Source organism: Cellulomonas sp. (assembly GCF_015234515.1).
Taxonomy (GTDB): Bacteria; Actinomycetota; Actinomycetes; order Actinomycetales; family Cellulomonadaceae; genus Cellulomonas.
In genome coordinates this window covers 188,616-207,784 of sequence record NZ_JADGMY010000014.1, presented here as the reverse complement: position 1 = coordinate 207,784, position 19,169 = coordinate 188,616, and the positions used below count along the sequence as shown (strand labels likewise).

Sequence of the window (19,169 nt, the reverse complement as noted above, 5' to 3'; positions counted from 1 at the left end):
CCTTCACGCCCTGGCGCTCGGCGCACCTGCCTCACGTGCCTGCGACGCCCGCCTTGTAGCCGACGCCCCGCACCGTCACGACGATCTCCGGGCGCTCCGGGTCCGTCTCGATCTTCGAGCGCAGGCGCTGGACGTGGACGTTGACCAGCCGGGTGTCGGCCGCGTGGCGGTACCCCCAGACCTTCTCGAGCAGCACCTCGCGCGTGAAGACCTGCCACGGCTTGCGTGCCAGCGCCACGAGGAGGTCGAACTCCAGCGGTGTGAGCGAGATGGAGCGGCCCGCGCGCTCGACGCGGTGCCCGGGGACGTCGATCGTCAGGTCGCCGATCGTGAGGTGCTCCGGAGCCGGCTCGTCGCTGCGGCGCAACCGTGCACGCACACGCGCCACCAGCTCCTTGGGCTTGAACGGCTTGGAGATGTAGTCGTCCGCGCCGGACTCCAGCCCCAGCACGACGTCCACGGTGTCGCTCTTCGCCGTGAGCATCACGATGGGCACACCCGACTCGGCCCGGATCTGACGGCACACCTCGGTGCCGTCCTTGCCGGGAAGCATCAGGTCGAGCAGCACGAGATCGGGCTGGGTGGCCCGGAACACGCCCAACGCCTCGTCGCCGTCCTCACAGAAGACGGGGTCGAAACCCTCGGAGCGCAGCACGATGCCGATCATCTCGGCCAGGGCGGTGTCGTCGTCGACCACCAGGACGCGTCCCTTCATGCCGACGATCCTCTCATCGACCCGGCCTCCCGCGGAGCGAGCACGCCGCGCAGCCGGGTGACGGTGCGTCCACGACCGGCGCTCACCTGCGTCGTGGCACCATGGGACCCGCCGACGCGGCGACGCGGTCGGGCCTCAGCACGCCAGACACGAGGAGTCCGACGCATGACCTCCCCGCAGGACGACGGCTCCGGTCCCGCGTCGTGGGCGCACCCCGCCGGCCCGCCGGCGGACTCCTCGGCGCCGGGCGCCGCCGTGCCGCCGCCACCTCCTGGTCCGCCCGGCGGCCCGCAGGGTGCCGCGTGGGGCCAGCCGTCCGCCCCGCCCGCGTGGGGCCAGCCGTCCGCCCCGCCCGCGTGGGGCGCGCCCCCGCCCGGGGCGGCGCCCGCCTGGCACCTGCCGGCGCTGCAGCCCGGGATCATCCCCCTGCGCCCGCTCGGTCTCGGCGAGGTCCTCGACGGCGCGATCCGGGCCGTGCGCGCCAACCCCGCGGTGATGTTCGGGCTCTCGGCGGTCGTGGTGACCGTCGCCGTCGCGCTGCAGACCCTCGTCCAGCTCTACGTGTCCGGCCTGATCGGGGCCGCTCTGAGCGACCTCGAGCTCGACAGCACGATGGCGAGCACCGACGCCGCTCTCGTCGAGATGCTGTCCACGAGCGGCGGACAGGCGCTGACGGTGCCGCTGCTGGTCCCCGTGACCTCCGTGCTCACCGGGCTCCTCATCGTCTCGGTGAGCCGTTCCGTGCTGGGTCAGCGCGTGGCGCTGCGTGAGGTGTGGCGCACCCGCCGCGTGTGGCTGCTCGTCGGCTTCGGTCTGCTGCAGCTCGTCGTGCCGTTCCTCCTGGTCCTGGCGTGGGGCGGGGGCGTCGCCGCGCTCGCCGCCGCCGGCGCCGGCGAGGCGGCGCTCGCCGTCGCCCTGCTGGGAGGTGGCGCCCTGCTCGTCGTCCTCGTGTGGCTCACGGCGCGGACGCTGCTGGTCCCGCCGGCGCTCATGCTCGAGGGCAGGCGGTTCTGGCCGACCGTCGCGCGCGCCTGGCGGCTGACGCGCGGGAGCTTCTGGCGGCTGCTCGGCATCTACCTGCTGTCGAACCTGCTGGTCTCGGTGCTCATGTACCTGTTCATCGTCCCGGCGGCCGTGGTGGCGGGCCTGGTCACCGCCGCGTCCGGCTCGGACGACCTGACGGTCCTCGTGTCGGCACTCGGGCAGGTCGTCGGACTGACGCTGTCCACGACGTTCCTCGCGGCCGTCGTCGCCCTCCTCTACATCGACGTGCGCATCCGTCGCGAGGGGCTCGACCTCGAGCTCGCGCGGGCTGCCACCGGTGCCGCATGACGCGTGCGGGATGGCCGGCCGTGCACGTCGTGACCGGGGTGCCCGTCGAGCCCGATGCCGCGCAGGCGCGTCGGTGGCTGCGCGAGGAGCTGCTGGACCCCGCCTACCACCGCCCCGAGTCGCTGCTGCAGCGGGCCCTGGCGTGGCTCGCCGACCAGCTCGAGAACATGCCGTCGCTCGGCATGTCGAACCGGACCGCCCTGCTCGTCGTCGTCGGCGTGGTCCTCCTCGTGGTGCTCGTCGCCCTGCGCGTCGCCGGGCCCGTGCGCGCGACCGCGCGTCGGCGACGGGTCGGCGTCCTGCACGCCGACGACCGCCGCACGGCGCAGCAGCTGCGCGACGCGGCCGACGCCGCGGCCCGGGCCGGCACGTGGTCGGTGGCCGTCGCCGACCGGTACCGCGCGGTCGTCCGCGGCCTCGAGGAGCGCGGGCTCCTCGACGAGCGCCCCGGCCGCACCGCCCACGAGGCCGCGCGCGTCGCCGCGGCCGCGCTCCCCCAGCACACGGACCTCCTGCGCGACGGCGGCGACCTGTTCGACGACGTCGTCTACGGCGAGCGCTCGGCGACGCCCGGGGACGACGCGGCGATGCGCGCCCTCGACGACGCCGTCCGCGCGGCACGCCCCGCGGCGGCTGTGACGTGAGTGCGACCGCACAGCTCCCGGAGGTGCTCGGGGACGGGTCGACGGGTCGCTCACGGGCCGTCGGCCGCTGGCGGCGATCGCGGCCGTGGCTCGTCGTGCTGGGGATCGTGCTGCTCGGCGGCCTCGTCCTGACGCTGCCCGCCCCGCCGACGAGCAGCACGCCCGGTGCACCGGACAACCCCGGCGGGACGGGTGCGCGTGCCGTGGCCCGCGTCCTGGAGCGGCAGGGGGTCACGGTCGAGCACGTCACCACCACGGCGGCCGCCCTGCAGGCCGCCACGGGGGACGGCACGGTGCTCGTGGTGGGTGACCAGTGGCTCACCCCGGAGCAGGTGGACGTGCTGTTCGAGCTCGACGACGACCTCGTCCTCGTCGACGCCGGATGGGCCCTGTCGACGCTCGCCCCCGACGTCGTCGCGGCCGGGACGGGAAGCACCCGGTCGCTGCGCGAGGCCGCGTGCGACGACCCCGACGCTCGCGCTGCCGGCACCATCACCGCCGCGGGCGGGTACGTGGACCTCGCGGACGGCGCAACGACGTGCTTCCCCGCCGGCGACGGGACGCGCGGCGGTGCGTACGTCACGTTCGAGCAGGACGGTCGCCGCGTGACCGCGCTGTCCGACCTGCACCCGCTGACGAACGCCGCGGTCGACGACGACGGCAACGCCGCGCTCGCGCTGCGCATGCTCGGCCGTCACGACCACCTGGTCTGGTACGTCCCCACGTTCGACGACCTCGGCCCCGTGGCCGCCGACGGGGCCGGCACGTCGCTGACCGACCTCGTGCCCTGGGTGGTGCCGGTCGCCGGCTGGCTGGTGCTCGTCCTCGTCGTGACGGTCGTCTGGCGCGCACGTCGGCTCGGACCGGTCGTCGCCGAGCCGCTGCCCGTCGTCGTGCGCTCTGCCGAGGCGACCCGCGGCCGCGGGCGTCTCTACCGGCGGGCACGGGCCCACGGGCACGCCGCCGCCGCCCTGCGCGCCGGGACGGCGGCCCGCGTCGCGCACCGGCTGGGACTGCCCCGGTCGGCCGACGCACCCTCGCTGGTCGACGCCCTCGCGCGTGCCACCGGCCGGCCGGCACGCGACGTCGAGGCGTTGATCTACGGCCCGCCACCCACCGACGACGCGGGCCTGCTGCGGCTCGCCGACGACCTGCACCACCTGGAGAGCGAGGTACACCGACCGTGACCGACGAGACGCCGCGACCCCCGAGCACCTGGGGTGTCCCGCAGAGCCCGACCGCGCCCGCTGCCGAGGCACCTGCCACCGCACCCGGGCCGACCCCCTCGGGTGCCCCCGCACCCGCCGCACCGCAGGTGACGCCCGGGTCACCGGGGACCGACGCCCCGGGCCGGTCCGCTGCCACGGCCGCGGGCGCCGACCTGCGCGCGTCGCTCGCCGCCGTGCGCACGGAGGTCGGCAAGGCGGTCGTCGGCCAGGACGCGGCGGTCACCGGCCTGATCATCGCCCTGCTGTGCCGCGGGCACGTGCTGCTCGAAGGCGTCCCGGGCGTCGCCAAGACGCTCCTGGTGCGGTCGTTGTCGGGGGCGCTCTCGCTCGGCACCAAGCGGGTCCAGTTCACGCCCGACCTCATGCCGGGCGACGTGACCGGCTCGCTCGTCTACGACGCGCGCACCGCCCAGTTCTCGTTCCGCGAGGGCCCCGTCTTCACGAACCTGCTCCTGGCGGACGAGATCAACCGCACGCCCCCCAAGACGCAGGCCTCGCTCCTGGAGGCGATGGAGGAGCGTCAGGTCACGGTCGACGGGGAGCCGCGCCTCCTGCCGGACCCGTTCGTCGTGGTCGCGACGCAGAACCCCGTCGAGTACGAGGGCACGTACCCGCTGCCCGAGGCCCAGCTCGACCGGTTCCTCCTCAAGCTGCTGCTCCCGCTGCCCGAGCGCACCGACGAGGTCGAGGTGCTGGCGCGGCACGCGGCGGGCTTCGACCCACGTGACCTCGCGGCCGCCGGCCTGCGTGCGGTGGCAGGGGCCGACGACCTGGCGCGTGCACGGGAGCAGGTCGCGCGGGTGCAGGTCGCGCAGGAGGTGCTCGGCTACGTCGTCGACGTGTGCCGTGCGACCCGGACCTCGCCGTCCCTGGGTCTGGGCGTCTCGCCGCGTGGCGCCACCGCGCTGCTGGCGACGTCCCGCGCGTGGGCCTGGCTCTGCGGGCGCGACTACGTCACGCCGGACGACGTGCAGGCGCTCGCGCACCCCACCCTGCGGCACCGCGTCCAGCTGCGGCCCGAGGCCGAGATCGAGGGCGTGACGGCCGAGTCGGTGCTGGACACGGTGCTCGCCTCCGTGCCGGTCCCCCGCTGAGCCCGTGGCCCTGACGTCACGCGCGGTCCTGGTCGCGCTCGCCGGGCTCGTCCCGGTCGCCCTGCTGCCCGCTCCCCTGACCGTGATCGTCTGGGCGGCCGTCGTCCTCGCGCTGTGCGCGGTGGACGTGGCGCTCGCGGCCTCGCCGCGCGAGCTGGCGGTCTCCCGACGCCTGCCGCCGTCGGTCCGGCTGTCAGGGACGGTCGCGGCGGTCCTCACCTTGCGCAACGTCGGCCGGCGGACGGCACGGGCCGTGGTGCGCGACGCCTGGCCGCCCTCGACCCTGCCGGACGGTGACGCGCCCACCGGTGCGCGCACGCCGCGCCACCGCGTGGACGTGCCGGCGGGCGAGCAGCGCAGCGTGACGACCACGCTGGTCCCGACCCGCCGCGGTGACGCGGTCGCCGAGCGGGTCACGGTCCGGACCCTGGGCCCGCTGGGTGTCGCGGGGCGTCAGGTGTCGCTCGACGTGCCGGGGCGCCTGCGCGTGCTGCCGGAGTTCGCGTCGCGGCGGCACCTGCCCTCGCGCCTCGCGCGCCTGCGGGAGCTCGACGGGCGGGCCGCGGTCCAGGTCCGCGGGGCGGGCACGGAGTTCGACTCGTTGCGCGAGTACGTCGACGGCGACGACGTCCGGTCGATCGACTGGCGGGCGACCGCGCGACGGCGCGAGGTCGTCGTGCGCACCTGGCGCCCCGAGCGGGACCGGCACGTGCTGCTCGTCGTCGACACGTCGCGCACGAGCGCGGCCCGCGTGCTCGACGCCACCCGGCTCGAGGCGTCGGTCGAGGCGGCCCTGCTGCTGGGGGTGCTCGCGGCGCACGCGGGCGACCGTGTCGAGCTGATCGCGTACGACCGCCGGGTCCGTGCCCGCGCCGCGGACTCGCACTCCTCACGCGTCCTGCCCGCACTGGCCGAGGCGCTCGCCGGCGTGCAGCCGGCGCTGGTGGAGACCGACTGGCCGGGGCTCGTCGGGCAGGTGCGCTCACGGCTGAGCCGGCGCGCCCTCGTGGTGCTCCTGACGTCGCTCGACCCGGCGGCGGTCGAGCAGGGGCTCCTGGACGTCGTCGGCGGGCTGACGCGTCGTCACCAGGTCGTCCTCGCCTCGGTCGCCGACCCCGAGCTCGAGCAGCTGCGGACGTCGCGACGCACGGTGGAGGAGGTCTTCGACGCCGCTGCGGCGGAGCGCACGTCGTTGGAGCGGGCGGCCGTCGGCGTGCGGCTGCGGCAGCGCGGCGTCGAGGTGGTCGAGGCCTCGCCCGACGACCTCGCACCGCGGCTCGCGGACACCTACCTCGCGCTCAAGGCGGCCGGACGCCTGTAGGTCGCGGCCGGTGTCGGTCCCGGGCGCTACGTTCGGCACCGTGCTGGACGACCGCTCCCTCAACCGTGCGCTCCTCGCGCGTCAGCACCTCCTGCAGCGCACGTCCGACGACGTGCCGACGGTCGTCGAGCACCTCGTCGGGCTCCAGGCGCAGAACCCGTGGTCACCGTTCCTGGGCCTGTGGAGCCGCGTCGCGGGGTTCACCACGGCGGACCTGGACGCGGGCCTGAGCGACCGCACCCTGCTGCGGATGGCCGTGATGCGCTCGACGGTCCACCTCGTCACGGCGCGTGACGCCCCGGTCCTGGCGGCGCTCGCGCTGCCGGTCATGGCCGGTGAGCTGCGTGCCAACCCCCGGCGGCGCGCAGCGCTGGACGTCGTGGACCTCGACCGCCTCGTCGAGCGCGCAGCCGCGTACGTCCGCGCCGAGCCGCGGCGGACGACCGACCTCGGCGCCCACCTCGCGCAGGAGTGGCCCGCCGCGCACCCGCAGGACCTCTCGGCGTTCGCACGTGCGCTCCTGCCCTTGGTGCAGGTGACGCCTCGTGGGCTGTGGGGACGGTCGGCCGCCACCACGTGGACGACGCTCGACACGTGGGTCCCCGATGCGGTCGCAGCCGCCGGGGACCTCACGGTGGCGGACGCGCGCGCCCGCGCCCTGGAGGACGTCGTGCTGCGCTACCTCGGGGCGTTCGGCCCGGCGAGCGTCGCGGACGTCCAGGCGTGGTCGGGGCTCACGGGTCTGCGGGACGTCGTCGCGGGCCTCCGCGACCGCCTCGTCGTCCTCCCGGCGGCCCCCGCACGGGCGGGTGGCAGGACGCGCGAGCTGCTGGACCTCCCGGACGCACCCCGGCCCGACGGGGACGTGCCCGCTCCGGTCCGGCTGCTGGCGGACTACGACAACCTGTGGCTCGCGCACGCCCAGCGCACCCGCGTGATCGACGACGAGCACCGGCTGCGGCTGCGCACGCCCAACGGGCGGCTGCCCGCCGCGGTCCTGGTCGACGGCCGGGTGGGCGCCACGTGGGCGATGACGCGCGAGAGCGGCGGACGCACGGGCCGGCGCGTCACGGCGACGCTGACCGTCACGCCGCTCGACCCCCTGCCCGCGGCACGGCGCCGCGAGGTCCTGGAGGCGGCCGAGCCGGCGGTGCGCTTCCTCGCCGACGACGCCGACGCGCACGTCGTCCGGTACGCCGGCTGACCGGCCCGGAGCCTCAGCCGACGGTCACGACGTCGCGCCCGGTCGGCGAGCCGCACACCGCGCCAGGCGGTCAGGATCCGAGAAGCACGGCTCCGACGCCCGCTCCTAGGGTCGGTCGCACATCCGTCGGTCGAGCGAGGGAGTGTCAGGTGGCAGGCAAGGGTGCGACGTCGGTGGGTGGTTTCTCCGCGCAGGAGCGCGCGGCGATGAAGGAGCGGGCTGCGGAGCTCAAGGCGGACGCGCGACGCGCGCGTGCCGCGGACAGGGCGGCAGCGGACGAGGCGGACGTGCTCGCGAAGATCGCGACGATGCCGCAGGAGGATCGTGCGCTGGCCGAGCGGGTGCACTCGATCGTGACGACAGCGGCGCCGGAGCTCGCGCCGAAGCTGTACTACGGGCAGCCGGGGTACTCGCGCGACGGGAAGGTGGTGTGCTTCTTCCGCAGCGGGCAGATGGACAAGGAGCGCTACTCGACCTTCGGGTTCAGCGTGCAGGCCGGGCTCGACGACGACAGCGGCCTGTGGGCGACGTCGTTCGCTTTGGTCCAGCCGACGGAGGCGGCGTGGGAGAGGCTCGCCGCGCTGGTGAGGCACGCGGTCGAGTGACCCGAGGACTCAGCCGGCGGTGGCGACCCCGTACCCGGCACGGTCGGCGTCGAGGTCGCCCGTGTGGCCGGCCGCGACCGCACGGCGGCCCAGGACCAGCACGTACGCCCAGAACGCCGCCAGCACGACGACGCCGATCGCCACCCTGACGGGCCACGGCAGCGACGAGCCGGTCACGAAGCCCTCGACGAGCCCGGACACGGCGAGCACGCCGACGAGCCCGAGCGCGACCGTGAAGAGCGCGCGCCCCTCCTGGGCGAGCGCCCGCCCGCGGGTCCGCGGTCCGGGGTCGACCAGCGTCCAGAACAGGCGCAGCCCGGCGGCCCCCGCCACGAAGACGGCCGTGAGCTCGAGGAGCCCGTGCGGGGCGATGAGCTGGAGGAACACGTCCAGACGGCCGTGGGACGCCATCAGCCCGCCGGCGGACCCGACCCCGACGGCGTTGGTGAACAGGACGTAGGCCGGCGCGATCCCCGTGATGCCGGTGCCCACGCACAGCGCCGCGATCCAGGCGTTGTTGGTCCACACCATCGCGGCAAATCCGGCGCCGGGCGCGTAGTACTCCGCGAACGCGTGGTCGACGTACTGCTGCTGCTCGCTCGGCGTCCCCATGAGCGCCAGCGCCTCCGGGGACGTCGCCACGAGCACGCCCGTCGCCACGGCGACGGCGAGGAACGCGGCCGTGACGGCGACCGTCCACCAGCGGATGCGGTAGAGCGCGGCAGGCAGCCGCAGGAGCACGAACGACGTCACGTCGGACCAGGACGGTGCGTGCGTGCCCGCCAGCCGGCTGCGTGCACGCACCAGCACCTGCGACAGACGCGACACGGTCTCGGGGTCCGGGGCGGCCGAGCGCACCGCCGACAGGTCCGTCGCCGTGGCCTGGTACAGCGCGACGAGCTCGTCGGCCTCGGCGCCGGTCAGTCCGCGACGGCGCGAGAGCTCGTCGAGGCGCTGCCACGTCGGCGTGCGCGCGCGGGTGTAGGCATCGAGGTCCACGCCCCCAGCCTGCCATCGTCCGGGGCACGCGCGTCACGTCCCGGCGCACGTGGCGGCGGCTACTCTGCCCAGGTGACCGCCACGACGCCCCGCCCGACCCAGCTCCAGGACGGTGTCGTCATCGGGGAGGGCGTCGTGCTGGACTCGCGGCCCGCGTCGGTCGCCTCACGCCTGCTCGCCGCGATCGTCGACCTCGTCGCCCTGCTCGTGCTCGCGATCCTCGCCCTGCTCGTCCTGGAGAACCTGTCCCTCAGGCTCGACGAGTACACGAGCCGCATCCTGCTGATCGTCGTCCTCGTGACGGTCACCGTCGTGCTGCCCACGACGGTCGAGACCCTGACGCGCGGCCGCTCCCTGGGCAAGCTCGTCGCCGGCGTGCGCATCGTGCGGGACGACGGCGGGCCGATCGTGTTCCGGCAGGCCTTCGTGCGCGCGCTCACCGGCGTGGTCGAGCTGTGGCTGACGTTCGGCTCCGTCGCGGTGATCTGCTCGATCTCGCACCCCCGCGGCAAGCGCATCGGTGACGTGCTCGCGGGCTCCTACGCGTCACGTGTCCGCACCGCGGCCCCGGTGCGCAACCCGGCCGTCATGCCGCCACAGCTGGCGGGGTGGGCGGCGCACGCCGACGTGGCGCGACTGCCCGACGGTCTCGCGCTCGCGATCCGGCAGTTCCTCGGACGCGCCGGCCTGCTGCACCCCGGCTCCCGGGCGGAGCTCGGGACCCGCCTCGCCGGCGACCTGCGACCGTACGTCAGCCCGCCCCCGCCGGCCGGGACGCACCCCGAGGCGTTCCTGTCGGCCGTGCTGGCCGAGCGGGGCCGCCGCGAGACCGTCGTCGAGCTCGAGCGCGTGCGGCGCGAGCAGGCGGAGTCCGTGCTGCTGCGCCGGCTTCCGCACGGCGTCCCGGACCCCGACGTCTGACACCGGCAGAGGGGTCCGTCGTCGCGGCTCGCGTCAGGACGCCGGTCGCGCCTCGTCGACGAGCAGGACGGGGATGCCGTCGATCACGGGGTAGACGAGCGGGCGCTCGGGGTCGGTCGAGACCAGGACCGGCGAGCCGTCGTCGGACACGCCGTCGACCAGCTCGGCTCCCGTGACGGGGCACCGCAGCAGGGCGCGGGCCCAGGGCTCGAGGTCGGTCGCGGGTCGGTCGCTCGCTGCCATGGCATCTCCAGGGTCGTCGGGTCGTCGTGCAGGCCGGTGCGGCGAGATCGCGTCAGTCGCGCGGGACGCCGTCAGGGCCGAGCGCACGGCCGTCCCCGCCGACGACGAACCAGGCGGTGGCCTCGCAGTCCGGGCAGGACGCGAACACGGCGGGGTTCCCGGCAGGCAGGGAGACCCGCATCCGCGTCATGTCGACCGCCCCGCAGACGTAGCAGGCGGGAGCGATGTCGGAGTCGTCGACGACGGGCCTGGTGATCGACCCGAGCGGCTCGTCCGCCGGCGGACGGCGGTCGCGGGGCGCGCTCACGGCTGCTCGCTCGGCGCGGACCCGGGCACGACCCGCAGGTGGCCACGACGACGGGCCGTGTCGACCGTGGGGGCCGCGACGGGCGTCAGCGTCGGCGCCGCCTCGGGGGCACGCCGACGTCCGGCCTCCCGCACCGCCTCGGCGAGGGCGACGAGGTCGTCGTGGCTCGGCGCCGCCGCCTGCAGGTCGGGGAGCAGCCGCACGACCTCCCACCCGCGTGGGGCGGTCAGCCGGTCGGCGTGCTCGACGCACAGGTCGTAGGAGTGCGGCTCGGCGAGCTGCGCGAGCGGCCCCAGCACGGCGGTCGAGTCGGCGTAGACGTAGGTCAGCGTCGCGACCGCGGCATGCGGGCACGCGGTGCGCGAGCACTGCCGGACGGATCTCACGAGCAGACCGTACCCCCGGACGCGCCCTTCGCGTCGCGCGCTCGGTCCGCGTGTCGGGCCCCCGCGTCGGCGCCCCGACGCTGGCTACAGTGGCGGGGTGAGTCCGCTCGGCCCCCGCCGCCCCGCCGTCCCCGGTGACGGTGGCACCGTCCCCGCCGCGCGTCGTCGGACGACCGACGTCGCCGCCGCACTCGGCCCCGTCGCACCTGCCCGCCGTCGCGACCGACGCGGCCGCGGCCTGCGCGGACCCGTGCTGCCGATGGGCGCCCCGGCGTACCGGACGCGCGCCGAACGCTTCGACGACCTCGTGCTCGACGCGGTGGAGGACCTGGAACGGCGGTGGGCCCGCCAGCTCGAGGGCGCGGAGTTCGCGGTCGAGGACGTGCCGCCGTCCAACCCCGCACCGTGGGAGCACGGCGGCGTGCCGCTCGGTCGCTACTTCCCCGCCGACGCGGGCCTCCCGCACCGCATCGTGGTCTACCGACGTCCCATCGAGGCCCGGGCGGCCGACGACGGCGACCTCGCGGACCTGGTGCGCGACGTCGTCGTCGAACAGGTGGCGCACCTCCTCGGCCGTGGCCCCGAGGAGATCGACCCCGGCTATGACGACGGGCACTGACGTCCGCGGACTAAGGTGACGCTCGATGACCACGCCCCCCTCCCCCGAGCCGGTCGACGTGCGCAGCCCCGCGCGTGACACGGCTGCCCCGCTCGTCCGGGTCGTCTGCGTCGTGTACCACCCGGGCGACGAGCTCGCCCGTTTCGCAGCGACCCTCGCGACCGCCTCCAGCACGCCCGTCGAGCTCGTCGTCGTCGACAACGGCACCGATCACGCCGTCGCGGAGGCCGTCGTCGAGCAGTCCGGCGGACAGCTCGTCGTGCCCGGCTCGAACCTCGGCTACGGCGCGGCGGCGAACCGGGGCGCGGCGGGTGCGCAGACGCCGTGGATCGTCGTCGCGAACTCCGACATCGAGTGGACGCCCGGATCTCTCGAGCGGCTCGTCGCCGCAGGCGAGGAGCAGCCGAGCGCCGGCTCGCTCGGGCCGATGCTGCTCAACACGGACGGCACGACGTACCCGTCCGCACGCGCGCTGCCGTCGCTGCGACAGGGCGCCGGTCACGCGGTCTTCGCCCGCGTGTGGCCGGGCAACCCGTGGACGCGCGGCTACCACGCGCGCCAGGAGTCGACCGGTGGCTACCTCCGCGAGGCCGGCTGGCTGTCGGGGGCGTGCCTGCTGCTGCGCCGGGAGGCGTTCGAGCAGGTCGGCGGCTTCGACGAGAGCTACTTCATGTTCTTCGAGGACGTCGACCTCGGCGAACGGCTGGGCCGGGCCGGCTGGGAGAACCTGTACGTGCCCGACGTGCGCGTGACGCACGTCGGGGGCACGTCGTGGCGCGAGCGCCCGGCCCCGATGATCCGGGCGCACCACGCGAGCGCCCGGCAGTACCTCGAGCGCCGCTACCGGCACTGGTACCAGGTCCCGATGCGCTGGGCGCTACGGGCAGGGCTCAACGTCCGGGAACGGGTGCAGCTGCGCGACTCCCCGCGCTGAGGTCAGGCTCAGCCTCGCGCGAGCCGCGCGTCCTGGCGGACCGTGAGCGCAGCCGTCACGTCCACGACGGGCACCGGGTCCAGCGTCGCGACCAGCGGACCGTCGTCCTGCCGGACCGTCAGCGTGACCGCCCACGCGAGAGGGACACCGCCCGTCGGCTCCAGCTCCACGGCCGCCGCGCCCTTCGCGAGCTCGGCCACGTCCCACGCCCCCGTCGTCCCGGCGTCGACGCGCACGCGGTGCTCGGAGAGCACCTCACCCTCGCTGCCGAGCACACGCAGCGTCGCGGCGCCCTCACCCGCGTCGTCCGCCGCCTGCCCGACGGCGCCGATCACCACGCGTGCCTGCACGCCGCGCGGGACGGCCACCGTGCCGTGCACACCCGGCGTCGTGCTGGGCGACCACGCCCGCTCGACACGCGGCTCGTCGTCCAGCGCACCGGGCGCACCGGTGCTCGACACGACCGCCCCCGCGACGACCGGGGCGTCGGCGTCCACGACGACCGTGTACGCACCGGCCGGCAGCCCGCCGAGGGGCACGTCGGTGACCTCGCCCGCCGCCAGCGTGACGCGCTGTGCACCCGGCAGGGTCACGGGGCCGTCAGCGCCCAGGAGCGTCACCTGCGCGGTCGTCACCCCGTCGCCGGGGGCCAGCAGCCGGAGCGCGGGAGCGTCGGCGGAGCCGACCTGGGACTTCGGCGCCACGAGGCCGGTGACCACCTGACGGGTCGAGGGCGCGACGCCGGCGACGACCAGGTCGGTCCCGGCGGGCGTGAACCCGCGCACGACGGTGTCCTGGACGTGCGCGGCCACCAGACCACCGGCGACCGTCACGTGCACGACCACGGCCGCCTGGTCCGCGGCGGCACCCCCGAGGTCGACCACCTTCGTGGCACCCGGCGCGACCACGTGCTGCCTCGTGCTGGGCTCCACCGGCCCGTTCGGGCCGAAGAGCTCGAGGTCCACCTGCGCCGCTGTGAGGCCGGGATTGGTCAGCACGAGCGTCGCGGTCGCACCGACCGCGGTCGAGCCCCCGACGAACCACTCGTCGTTTGCGGGCGCGCGGCACGACGCGGCCGCCAGCCCGCGGGCGTCCCCGTCGGTCACGACGGAGGCGCCCGTCGCCGCGACCACGGGCGAGACGTCCTGCGGCTGCGCACGGACCACCAGGGGCGCGGCGACCTCGCCGAGGTGCACGGCACCACCTCCGGCCGCCAGGTCGCGCGTGGCGGTGTCACCGCCCAGCGGCAGGACCGCGAGCGCGCCCGCACCCGCCCCGGCGGCCGTCACGGCGCTGAGGGTGACGTCCGGCGCCACCGGCGACGGGTCGAACGCGGCGTCGCCGCGCTCCGCGCGCAGCGGCAGCACGACGGGGCCGGGGCACTGCAGTGTCACGGGCGTCGGCGCGACCTCGACCTCGTCGGCCGGCACGGTGACGGCGTCCGCGACGCCGAGGTGGGTCGCCCCGGCCAGCGCACCGCCCGCGAGGCCCACGACGAGCAGACCCGACGCGACGCGCAGGGCACGCCCTCCGCGTCGCTCGGGCGGCGGGGCGGCGGGGCCGGTCCCGGTGGTGGACGCCGTCATGTGCGCACTCCTCGTCGGCGCCGCAGCGGGACGGCGAGCAGGACGGTCACGAGCGTGGTCAGCCCGAGGGCGCCCAACCAGGCGGAACGGTGGGGCACGACGTACCGCACCTCGAGCACGCCCCCCTCGGCACCGAGGTCGAACGCCTGGCGCCACCCTGCGTCGACGGTGGCGAGCCTGCGCCCGTCGAGCCAGGCGTGCCACCCCGCGTCGGCGCGCTCGGCGAGGAGCAGGACACGCGTGCCGTCACCCGCCGGGACGACGGTCCCGACCGTGCGGCCGTCCGCCGGGACCGGCAGGGCCACCGCGCCGGGGGCGCCCACGTCGGCGGCGTCGGCCACGAGGCGGGCCCACGACGTGACGACCTCGCCCTGCGTGCCACGGACGCGCCACAGGGTCCCGGACCCCTCGTGCGTCACCCGTTCGAGCCCGGCGGTCGCGTCGAGCACGCCGACGAGGCGCGCGCGTGCGGCCCGCGTCGCGGACGAGTCGTCCGCGACGGCCGGCGCCAGGACGTCGCCGACCCCGAGCGCGCCCAGCTCGGGCGCGACGTCGCCCGCGGCACCCTGGACCAGCCGGGCCGCGAGGGCACCCACCTCGACCGATGCCGGGTCGACGTCCGCAGCGCGCGGTGCGCCCGGCCGTCCGGTCGCCGCACCCGTCGCGACGACGGCGGCGTGGTCGACGTGCTGGTCACCGTCGGCTCGCAGCAGTGACCAGTCGACGGACCCGTCGTCCCGCACGCCGAGCGCCAGCACGCGCGAGGACGCGTCGGACAGCGCCCCCTGCTGACCGACGGCCGGCACGACGGGTGCGGCCGAGGCCCGCAGGTCGACCGCGTCACCCGAGCGGGCCGTCCAGGCCCACCCGAGCGCCGCGCAGGAGACGGACACGACCGCGAGGGCGGTGACGAGCGCGACCGCGGGCTGCCGCCAGCCGAACGACCGCTCGACGAGCACGCCCGCGAGGCGGTCGCTGCCGAGCAGCGCGGCCCCCAGGAGCCCGAGCGTCGTCAGGGAGACCGTGGCGCCCGTCCACGCGGGCGCGATCAGGTCCGCCGACACGGCCGCGGGAAGCGCCGCGACGAGAGCTCCGGTGCCGATGCCGGCGGCCGCGACCGCCCAGCACACCCGGACGCCCCGGGAGACGGTCCGGTCGCGGAGCAGCGCGGCCGCTGCCAGGACCAGCAGGACGGCTCCGGACAGGTACGGCCACGCCGACGCGAGCACGTCCGGCAACCCGCCGGGGACGAGCGCCGTGGGGTCCGCCGGCACGCCGAGAACCCGCGCGAGCGCCGACGCCGGCGCCGTCACGGTCGCGGGACCGGGGTCCGCGAGCAGCAGCCGCAGACCGTCCGCGCCGCGGCTGCCGACCTCGACGAGGAAGGGACCCATCAGCACGAGCGTCGGGACGAGCACCCCCACGACCCGCACACGCGACCGCGGGACGGTGGAGGCGACGACGACGATCAGCAGGACCGTGGGCAGCAGCAGGACGGGCGCGGCGGCGACCGCGACGGCGAGCGCGAGGGCGGCACCGGCCGCGGCCGCGACGGACCCGGTCGGGTCGGCGGCACCGACGAGCGTCGGCACGTCGTCCGTCACGGCCGTGGCGGCGCGCGTGGCGGTTGCCGGAGCGGCCGGGACCGCGTCCGACGTCGGCGCCCGCGGCGTCGGCACGGCGGGCACACCACGGACCGGTGTCACCACGTCGATCTCGGAGTCGGAGCGCAGCAGCAGGTCCCCCGGCGCAGGTGCGGCCGCGTGCAGCCCTCTGCGCGCGCGGGCTGCCGCCCGTGCGGAACGGGCCTCCGCGGCCGCGTCGGCGTCCCGCTCGGCGTCGTCGTCGCGACGTGCCGTGGACACCCCCGAGAGCACCTGGTCGACGCGCTGGACACCGACCGCCCGAGCCAGACCGAGGGCGACCCACGGCAGCGCCGCGTGCGCCACGACGGCGCCCACCCGCCCGTCACCGACCGCGAGCAGCAGGGCGGGCCCGGACGCCCACGCGAGCGCTGCCCAGGCCCGGACCACGACGGACCGTGTCGCAGCACCTGCGGCCGCCCACGCGCCGACCCCTGCCAGCAGCACGCCACCGAGCACGATCACCCCGACGGCCGCTCGCAGCTCACCGCCGAGCAGCGCAGCGAGAGCGGCGAGCACCGTCAGCAAGGGGTCCGCCGGGCCGGGCGCCCCCAGGCCGCCCGCGACCCAGCCCGAGGTGGCGGCCGTCCACACGTCGCTCATGTCGGTCGTCGTCCGCGCCAGCGCCTCACCCACGAGCGGTGCGCCGGCGGCGACGGGGCCGACGAGGCGGCCCAGCGCGGTCACCGACAGGAGCGCCAGCACGCCGACGACGACGGCGAGCGTCACGCGGCGCCGGGTCGCGGCCGCGGCCAGCTCCCGCAGCTCGAGCTCGCTGGGCGCCCGGCCCGCGCGCCGCGTCTCCAGGCGCGCGAGCCGCCGGTCGCGCGTCTGACGCCACACGTCGCGCCAGGTCGCCTGCAGCGGGCGGAGGGTCCGGCGCGAGAGGACGCTCGTCACGCGGGCGCGGCGCCGCGCCCGGACGACGTCCCCGGCACGCAGCAGCACGAGCAGCGCCACCCGCAGCTCGGCGACGGCGAGCTGCGGGTGCTTCGCGGCGACCTGCCCGAGGCTGCGCACCACTGCCGCCGCCAGCGTGAGCAGGACGACGACCGGCACCAGCGGCAGCGGCGCACCCACGAGGCGCTGGTGCAGGAGCGAACGACGGCGGGCCGCGAACGACCGCGTCGGGTCGGCGGTGTCGGGCTCGCCGTCGCCGTCGAGGTCCACCTCGGCGCCGAGCACGTCCTGACCGCGGGACGACCCCCCGCGCGCGGGCCTCAGGCCGTGGTAGGCCGCCTGCGCGTGCCGGACGACCGCGTCGGGGACGACGACGACACGGTGCCCCGCGAGGCGTGCCCGGCGCGACAGGTCGAGCCCGTCACCGTACGGCCCGAGCGCCGGGTCCGTGCCGCCCAGCGTGTCCCACACGTCGCGACGCACGAGCGCACCGGCCAGGCCGACGCCGAGCACGTCGGTGCGTCCGTCGTGCTGGCCCTGGTCGAGCTCACCGGGTTCGACGTCCGTCATCCGCCGGCCCGACCGTGTCGTGCGGACGCCGACCTCGAGCAGACGCTCCGGGTCGGTCCAGGTGCGCTGCTTGCAGCCGGCGACGACCACCGAGGGCGCGTTCGACACCGTCCGCACCAGGCGTGCGAGCGCGTCGGGGGCCGGCGCGCTGTCGTCGTGGAGCAGCCACAGCCACGTCGTCGGCCGCTCGTCCCCCGCCTCGGCGAGCACCTCGAGCCCGGTCCGCACGGCCTCGCCGAACGTCCGGGCCCGCGGTGCGTGGACCGTCGACAGCCGCGGCACCGTCATCGCGACCCCTGCGAACGCCTCGTCGAGCAGCACGCCGACGTGGCCGTCCTGCGGTGCGACGTCGACGACGAGGACCCGTAGCGGGCGCCGGGTCTGGACCGCGAGCGCGCGCAGCGTCACCGCCAGGTAGTGCGTGACTCCGCGGGTCACCACGACCGCGGTCACCGGCGTCGTCACCGGTACCGCGGCGGTCGTGATGTGGTCCACGGGGGACAGCGTGTCAGTCATGCTCGCGCCATCATGCCGCCGTGGCGGCGCGACGAGCGGCAGGCCGCCCGGGCGTGGCGCGCCCCAGGCAGCACCGTCAGACCACGCGCCGCTTCAGCTTGCGCCGCTCGCGCTCGGACAGCCCGCCCCAGATGCCGAAGCGCTCGTCGTTGGCCAGCGCGTACTCGAGGCACTCGGAGCGCACGTCGCACTGGGTGCAGACCTTCTTCGCCTCACGCGTCGAGCCCCCCTTCTCCGGGAAGAACGCCTCGGGGTCGGTCTGCGCGCACAGGGCACGCTCCTGCCACCCCATGGGGCCGTCGTCGTCGGGCGTGCCGAAGATCGGCAGCACGTTCGACGGCTCGACGGGTGCGGTGGTGGCGACGTCGTTCGGGAAGCTCTCGTCGTCGAGCAGGTGCCACATACGTGCCTCCGCAGATGTCGTGCTCGGTGGTGCTCGTGCTCGCCGGGTGCCGCCAGGTGCGCCGTGGTCCGGCTGATCGCTGTCGACCCGATCGGTGCGGCGCGGAGGCCGCGACGGTGGAGCGCGTCGATGAATCAGTTGCAACGAATTACACGCGTGTCGTTCGCGCGCGTCAACCGGAGACGTGCTAGTTGCCCGAGTTGTCCGGGTGAAACTTCTGTGACGTCGGCGTGGCGTGCCCGCGAGTCTAGCCTTGGGCCCCATGGCGACCCCGAGCCCCCGCCCACCCGCCGACGTCGAGGCCCTCCTCGCGCTCCTGCAGCGGGATCCCGGCCGACCGCGGATCACCTGGTACGGCAGCGGCGGCGAGCGGGTCGAGCTGTCCGGAGCGGTCCTGGCCAACTGGGTGAGCAAGACGACGAACCTCCTCGTGGAGGAGTTCGACGCGGCCCCCGGCACCCGGGTGCTGGTCGACCTGCCGGCGCACTGGCGCTCGCTCGTGTGGGCCCTCGGTGCGTGGCGCACGGGGGCGGAGGTCGTCCCGGCCGACGCCGACGGTCGCGCCGTCGACGGTGGCGCTACGGACCTCGCCGTCACGTGGCGCCCGGACGCGCACACCGGTGCCGACGTCGTGGCGGTCGCCCTGCCGGCGCTCGCGCGCCGCTTCGAGGGCACCCTGCCCCCGTCCGCGGTCGACGCCGCGGCCGCCGTCATGACCTACGGCGACGTCGTCGGGTGGGTGCCGCCGGCCGACCCGTCGTCCGCTGCCGCTCCCGGGCTCACGCACGAGGACCTGTTCCGGGGCGCGGGAGCCGCAGCTCCCGGCGCACGGGTCCTGCGGCGCGTCGTCCGTGGTCCCGTGACGGCGGCGGAGCTGGAGGCTTGGCTCGGCCTGCTCGCCGTCGACGGGTCGGTCGTGCTGGTGCTCGAGGACGCGGACGTAGACGTCGACCGCGTCGTGTCGGACGAGCGAGCCCTGCCCCACGCGTGAGCCCAGG

The 19,169-nt window shown here is 76.2% G+C and carries 19 protein-coding genes; 11 read left to right on the top strand and 8 right to left on the bottom strand.

Annotated features, from left to right (window positions below):
- Nucleotides 1-31: 31 nt before the first annotated feature.
- A complete protein-coding gene (mtrA, locus tag IR158_RS05650) occupies nucleotides 32-715 on the bottom strand; it encodes an MtrAB system response regulator MtrA (protein ID WP_291808298.1) in 684 nt (227 codons plus the stop codon).
- A gap of 165 nt (nucleotides 716-880) precedes the next feature.
- Between mtrA and IR158_RS05645 the strand changes: the two genes are divergently transcribed.
- The 7 genes from IR158_RS05645 to IR158_RS05615 all read left to right on the top strand — a co-directional run bounded on the left by IR158_RS05645 (nucleotide 881) and on the right by IR158_RS05615 (nucleotide 8,144).
- Nucleotides 881-2,047 (top strand): hypothetical protein, encoded by a 1,167-nt coding sequence (locus IR158_RS05645; RefSeq protein WP_291808301.1) that lies wholly within the window; start codon nucleotides 881-883, stop codon nucleotides 2,045-2,047.
- Entirely contained in the window at nucleotides 2,044-2,691 is a 648-nt protein-coding gene (locus tag IR158_RS05640) for a DUF4129 domain-containing protein (RefSeq protein WP_291808304.1), read from the top strand. The genes IR158_RS05645 and IR158_RS05640 overlap by 4 nt, the downstream gene beginning before the upstream one ends.
- Nucleotides 2,688-3,878, top strand: coding sequence for a DUF4350 domain-containing protein (locus tag IR158_RS05635; protein WP_291808307.1), 1,191 nt, complete (start codon nucleotides 2,688-2,690; stop codon nucleotides 3,876-3,878). Before IR158_RS05640 ends, IR158_RS05635 begins: the two co-directional genes overlap by 4 nt.
- Nucleotides 3,875-5,014, top strand: a complete 1,140-nt coding sequence (locus IR158_RS05630; RefSeq protein WP_366928394.1) for a MoxR family ATPase — start codon at nucleotides 3,875-3,877, stop codon at nucleotides 5,012-5,014. The genes IR158_RS05635 and IR158_RS05630 overlap by 4 nt, the downstream gene beginning before the upstream one ends.
- A 4-nt stretch (nucleotides 5,015-5,018) precedes the next feature.
- Nucleotides 5,019-6,335 carry a DUF58 domain-containing protein gene (locus IR158_RS05625; protein ID WP_291808310.1) on the top strand — a complete coding sequence of 439 codons (1,317 nt, stop codon included), beginning with the start codon at nucleotides 5,019-5,021 and terminating at the stop codon, nucleotides 6,333-6,335.
- Between the two features lie 40 nt (nucleotides 6,336-6,375).
- Nucleotides 6,376-7,539, top strand: a complete 1,164-nt coding sequence (locus IR158_RS05620) for a winged helix DNA-binding domain-containing protein (protein ID WP_291808313.1) — start codon at nucleotides 6,376-6,378, stop codon at nucleotides 7,537-7,539.
- A gap of 149 nt (nucleotides 7,540-7,688) precedes the next feature.
- On the top strand, nucleotides 7,689-8,144 hold the full coding sequence (locus tag IR158_RS05615; protein WP_366928395.1) for a DUF1801 domain-containing protein: 456 nt from the start codon (nucleotides 7,689-7,691) through the stop codon (nucleotides 8,142-8,144).
- Between the two features lie 9 nt (nucleotides 8,145-8,153).
- Here IR158_RS05615 and IR158_RS05610 read toward each other — a convergent pair whose 3' ends face one another.
- Entirely contained in the window at nucleotides 8,154-9,143 is a 990-nt protein-coding gene (locus IR158_RS05610; RefSeq protein WP_291808317.1) for a stage II sporulation protein M, read from the bottom strand.
- 72 nt (nucleotides 9,144-9,215) lie between these two features.
- Between IR158_RS05610 and IR158_RS05605 the strand changes: the two genes are divergently transcribed.
- Complete coding sequence (locus IR158_RS05605) at nucleotides 9,216-10,064, top strand: RDD family protein (protein ID WP_291808319.1); 849 nt, start codon at nucleotides 9,216-9,218, stop codon at nucleotides 10,062-10,064.
- Nucleotides 10,065-10,097: 33 nt separating this feature from the next.
- Here IR158_RS05605 and IR158_RS05600 read toward each other — a convergent pair whose 3' ends face one another.
- From IR158_RS05600 to IR158_RS05590, 3 genes are read right to left on the bottom strand one after another with little or no spacing between them, the layout of a single operon-like run.
- Nucleotides 10,098-10,307 carry a hypothetical protein gene (locus tag IR158_RS05600; protein ID WP_291808322.1) on the bottom strand — a complete coding sequence of 70 codons (210 nt, stop codon included), beginning with the start codon at nucleotides 10,305-10,307 and terminating at the stop codon, nucleotides 10,098-10,100.
- Nucleotides 10,308-10,359: 52 nt separating this feature from the next.
- Nucleotides 10,360-10,614 (bottom strand): hypothetical protein, encoded by a 255-nt coding sequence (locus IR158_RS05595; RefSeq protein ID WP_291808326.1) that lies wholly within the window; start codon nucleotides 10,612-10,614, stop codon nucleotides 10,360-10,362.
- Nucleotides 10,611-11,000, bottom strand: coding sequence for a DUF3499 domain-containing protein (locus IR158_RS05590; RefSeq protein ID WP_291808329.1), 390 nt, complete (start codon nucleotides 10,998-11,000; stop codon nucleotides 10,611-10,613). The genes IR158_RS05595 and IR158_RS05590 overlap by 4 nt, the downstream gene beginning before the upstream one ends.
- A 97-nt stretch (nucleotides 11,001-11,097) precedes the next feature.
- On the opposite strand from IR158_RS05590, the gene IR158_RS05585 reads away from it, so the two are divergent.
- Both IR158_RS05585 and IR158_RS05580 read left to right on the top strand, forming a co-directional pair.
- Complete coding sequence (locus tag IR158_RS05585; RefSeq protein ID WP_291808331.1) at nucleotides 11,098-11,619, top strand: metallopeptidase family protein; 522 nt, start codon at nucleotides 11,098-11,100, stop codon at nucleotides 11,617-11,619.
- A gap of 25 nt (nucleotides 11,620-11,644) precedes the next feature.
- Nucleotides 11,645-12,553, top strand: a complete 909-nt coding sequence (locus IR158_RS05580) for a glycosyltransferase family 2 protein (protein ID WP_291808334.1) — start codon at nucleotides 11,645-11,647, stop codon at nucleotides 12,551-12,553.
- 8 nt (nucleotides 12,554-12,561) lie between these two features.
- On the opposite strand, the gene IR158_RS05575 is transcribed toward IR158_RS05580, so the two are convergent.
- The 3 genes from IR158_RS05575 to IR158_RS05565 all read right to left on the bottom strand — a co-directional run bounded on the left by IR158_RS05575 (nucleotide 12,562) and on the right by IR158_RS05565 (nucleotide 18,171).
- Nucleotides 12,562-14,139, bottom strand: coding sequence for a DUF5719 family protein (locus IR158_RS05575; RefSeq protein ID WP_291808336.1), 1,578 nt, complete (start codon nucleotides 14,137-14,139; stop codon nucleotides 12,562-12,564).
- On the bottom strand, nucleotides 14,136-17,768 hold the full coding sequence (locus tag IR158_RS05570; RefSeq protein WP_291808338.1) for a glycosyltransferase: 3,633 nt from the start codon (nucleotides 17,766-17,768) through the stop codon (nucleotides 14,136-14,138). The genes IR158_RS05575 and IR158_RS05570 overlap by 4 nt, the downstream gene beginning before the upstream one ends.
- 76 nt (nucleotides 17,769-17,844) lie before the next feature.
- On the bottom strand, nucleotides 17,845-18,171 hold the full coding sequence (locus IR158_RS05565; RefSeq protein WP_291808340.1) for a WhiB family transcriptional regulator: 327 nt from the start codon (nucleotides 18,169-18,171) through the stop codon (nucleotides 17,845-17,847).
- A 262-nt stretch (nucleotides 18,172-18,433) separates the two neighbouring features.
- Between IR158_RS05565 and IR158_RS05560 the strand changes: the two genes are divergently transcribed.
- Nucleotides 18,434-19,162, top strand: a complete 729-nt coding sequence (locus IR158_RS05560; protein ID WP_291808342.1) for a TIGR03089 family protein — start codon at nucleotides 18,434-18,436, stop codon at nucleotides 19,160-19,162.
- Nucleotides 19,163-19,169 lie beyond the last annotated feature (7 nt).